Origin of the sequence: Psychrobacter sp., from assembly GCF_030457785.1 — a bacterium.
Classification (GTDB): domain Bacteria; phylum Pseudomonadota; class Gammaproteobacteria; order Pseudomonadales; family Moraxellaceae; genus Psychrobacter.
In genome coordinates, this window is the sequence record NZ_JAKDUI010000236.1 from 1 (window position 1) to 3861 (window position 3861).

Annotated in this window: 2 protein-coding genes and 1 pseudogene; 2 read left to right on the forward strand and 1 reads right to left on the reverse strand. The window is 42.4% G+C overall.

The features are described from left to right. The first annotated feature begins 233 nt into the window (after window positions 1-233). Window positions 234-2441 carry a TonB-dependent siderophore receptor gene (locus L0J61_RS09885; RefSeq protein ID WP_192523510.1) on the forward strand — a complete coding sequence of 736 codons (2208 nt, stop codon included), beginning with the start codon at window positions 234-236 and terminating at the stop codon, window positions 2439-2441. 105 nt (window positions 2442-2546) lie between these two features. After that, a complete protein-coding gene (locus L0J61_RS09890) occupies window positions 2547-3290 on the forward strand; it encodes a siderophore-interacting protein (RefSeq protein WP_301466278.1) in 744 nt (247 codons plus the stop codon). Between the two features lie 362 nt (window positions 3291-3652). Here L0J61_RS09890 and L0J61_RS09895 read toward each other — a convergent pair. Then, window positions 3653-3861 (reverse strand): annotated as a pseudogene (locus tag L0J61_RS09895) (hypothetical protein); the annotation flags it as partial.

Genomic DNA, 3861 nt, shown 5'->3' on the forward strand with positions numbered 1-3861 from the left:
TTGGCCTTATATGAGGTTATTTTTAACTTTTTATTATTAATGATTTTGTCCCATTCATGCTTTATTTGTCCTTTATAAGAACCGCCAATGACTGCCTCTAATGCTTGTATAAACACTCTTATTGTAATTTATTAATGATAACAATAATCATTAGTGTTATCATTATTTCCGTATTGAACATTCATATCTTTTAACTCAAGACCCTCAACTACTTCTATCTGAAAGGAAATACGATGTCGTCTCTTTTACGTTCCGAATCTGCCCGAAAAAAACAATTAAAAATGGCAGTCAGGATTGGCTTATTAATGAGTATTAGCCATGCTGCATACGCTGAAGAAACGGCAAATAATATTGAAGATGTCCAAAACAAAGATGAGAATGTTGCTACGGTTAATCCGACCCCAGCGACGACCTTAGATACTATTACTGTTTATGCCGATAGCTACCGCAGTACAGGCACCAAAACTGCATTAGACCCTAACGATGCTCCAATGAGCTATAGCAGAATCAATCAAGAACTATTACAAAAACGTCAAGCAGATAGCGTTAATGCGGCGTTACGTTATGAGCCCGGCGTGAGTGCTGAGAGCCGCGGTACAGTATCTATTTTTGATGAATACAACATTCGCGGTTTTAAGACTTACTCCAATTTTTATGATGGATTACGCCTCCCCTATGACGGCGCTTGGAATTTGATGCCGCAAGTAGACATTTATGCGACTGAAGCGGTAGAAATATTAAAAGGCCCAGCATCCTCACTTTATGGCTACGCGGCTCCAGGTGGCATGGTCAATCAGGTCGCCAAAACGCCAAAAAGCACTCAAGAGTCTGAAGTACAGGTGCGCCTTGGCAATCAAAACCTCAAAGAAGTGGCAGTCGATACGACCGGCCCTATCTCAGATACGCTCAATTATCGCTTGGTGGCATTAAAACGTAAAAAAGATGGACAGATGCAGACCACAGAAGAAGAACGCACTTTAATTAATCCGTCACTTGAATGGCGACCGACAGAAGATGTCTCCGTTCTTGCCAATCTTTTTTATCAAGACGATCCCGAGATGGTGCCTTCCACTCCGCTGCCGGCTGCTGGGACAGTCTACAATGCCAGCTATGGCAAGCTAGATAGTGATGCCTACGCAGGTGACGAGTGGAATCATTTTAGCAAAGAAGTACTGATGCCAAGTGTGACTGTCAACTGGGCTATCAATGACAAATTAACCTTCAAGAATATCCTACGCTATACCGATGCCGAAGCGCAGCAGCGTAATATGTATAATCAAGAAGGGTTTATCACGGGTAGCGATAATATTTTAAATCGTGTGGCCTATACCACCGATGAAAAGATGAACAACTGGACCACAGACAATCAGCTGGCTTATCAGTTAGATACTGCCAACACCTCGCACAATTTATTATTCGGTGTGGAGTATCAAGAAACGGACAGTAGCGCTACATATTATGATGCTGGCGCAGATGGCACCCCAAACCTTGATTTGTCCAATCCCGATTTTTCGCAAATCAATGCTGGCACTTTGCCATTAGATATTTATCGACAGAAACAAGACATCGAACAAAACCAGCTAGGATTTTATGTACAAGATGAGATGCAGTGGCAAGATTTAACGGTAGTAGCAGGCTTACGTCACGACAATTTTGACAGTACCACTGAGCAAACCGACGCCTCTAAAGGTGCTGTTTATAGTAACAAGACGATTGATAACAGCGCATCAAAAACCAGTGGTCGCCTTGCTGCCATTTATGACTTTGATAATGGCTTCTCTCCTTATGCCAGCTACTCACAATCGTTTCAGCCTGTTGTCGGTAGCAACTTCGTTACTAACAAGGCATTTGAGCCCACCACCGCTGACCAATTAGAGGCTGGTATCAAATATCTGTCCCCAGATCGCGCCACACAAGGAACGTTGGCGGTGTTTGATATTACGCAAAAAAACGTCGTGGTGGCTGATGAAATCAATTACAGAAGTCAAACCCAAACGGGTGAAATTACCTCTAAAGGGTTCGAGGTTTCAGGCAGCCACATGCTAAGTGATTGGGTAGATATTACTGCAAACTACAGCTATACCGACGCTGAGATTACCGAAGATGAATTCAACCCTGACGTGGTCGGTAACACTCCTGCCCAAACTGCTAAGCACAAGGCGACACTGTGGGCAGACTATTACGCCACAGATAAATTGACCCTCAATGCAGGGGTTCGCTATGAAGGCGGCATGCAGCTTGATAAGCAAAATTCAGACGAGCTGCCAAGTGTGACATTGGTAGATATTGGTGGCAGCTATCAAATCAATCCGATGCTCACTGTTGGCGCTAGTATCAATAATTTGTTTGATAAAACCTATGTCGGTACTTGCTACGATAGCAATAACTGCTGGATGGGACCTGAGCGCCAGATGTCCGTAAGCCTAAAGGCCAACTTTTAAACAATATAGAGCTTATCATTACTAGAGAATGCCTGTCTTATATACTGGCGTTATCTAAACTGATCACTTGAAAAATGAAACACTTAAATTAAGAAAGGCATTAAAATGGCAAAACCTGCTCCAAGAACATTGAATGTTGTTCGCACCAAATACATAACGCCACAGATGTGCCGCGTCACGCTTGGCGGTGCTGGACTGACTGATTTTCCGGCAGATCAAGAAAGCGCTTATATTAAACTCATATTTCCTCAAGACCATGGGGCTCGACCACTGATGCGCACTTATACCATTAGTAGTCAACGTGATGATGAAATAGATGTCGATTTTGCTTTGCATGACGCTGAAGGCCCTGCTTCAATGTGGGCACGTAATGCCCAAGTTGGTGAGCAAATATTGGTCGGCGGCCCAGGACCAAAGAAGCTGATTAATAATGAGGCAGATTGGTTTTTATTGGTTGGTGATATGACAGCGCTACCAGCCATTAGCGTCAATCTTGCCCAGCTACCTGCTAATGCCTGCGGCTATGCAGTCCTTGAAGTCACCAGTGAAGCGGATAAGCAACTACTCAAAAAACCAGACAACGTTGACATTCACTGGGTGATCAACTCACATCCAAATACCGAAAGCAGCCCATTACTTGAAAGGGTTAAAACGCTTACGTGGCTAGCAGGCCGGCCTGCGGTGTGGGCAGCATGTGAATTTCATAGTATGCGCGCCCTGCGCCATTACTTTAAAACATATTTCTCAATACCAAGAACGCATTTATACATATCCAGCTATTGGAAAGTCGATAGCACAGAAGACCAGCATAAAATTGAGAAGCAGAAAGATGCAAAAAACCTAGCATAATATGCTATTTGTCTTTTAATAAATGGTAATGTAATTATCAGTTTTTAATATAATTATTATAAACTAGGCCGTATTGAACATTCACAAATAGCCCCTAGTGATCGCTAAAATTGTTCCAGACAAGGCGCAAATTGACGATAATGCAGAAATCTTAGCTAAAGTTGCAACGCATTACGAGATAATTTTAGCATCAGCCCTTACTTAACAAACTGGTACAGGACTCTTTTTGCCACTTCATTGATAAAAAATATTTTCTGTCAGGGACATGGTTGAATGTTCAACACACCCAGTTCATTTAGGTCATATTAACAAAATTAAGACTTGATAGCATATTCTAACTTTCTTCTGATTATATCCACTCTTTAAGACGCTCGCCAATACACCTTCATGACCATATCCTGCCGAGATAAATCAAACTGAGCCTTTAGTTGACGCCTTAACACTTTGGCATCCGCTGCACTAATTGCACCCCAGATTTTATCTATATGAATAGATGTGGCCTCTAAGCAGCTATCTATCGTAGAGATAATAGTGTCAGGGAGATTGATGGCTGGTGTATTCAAAATATGCA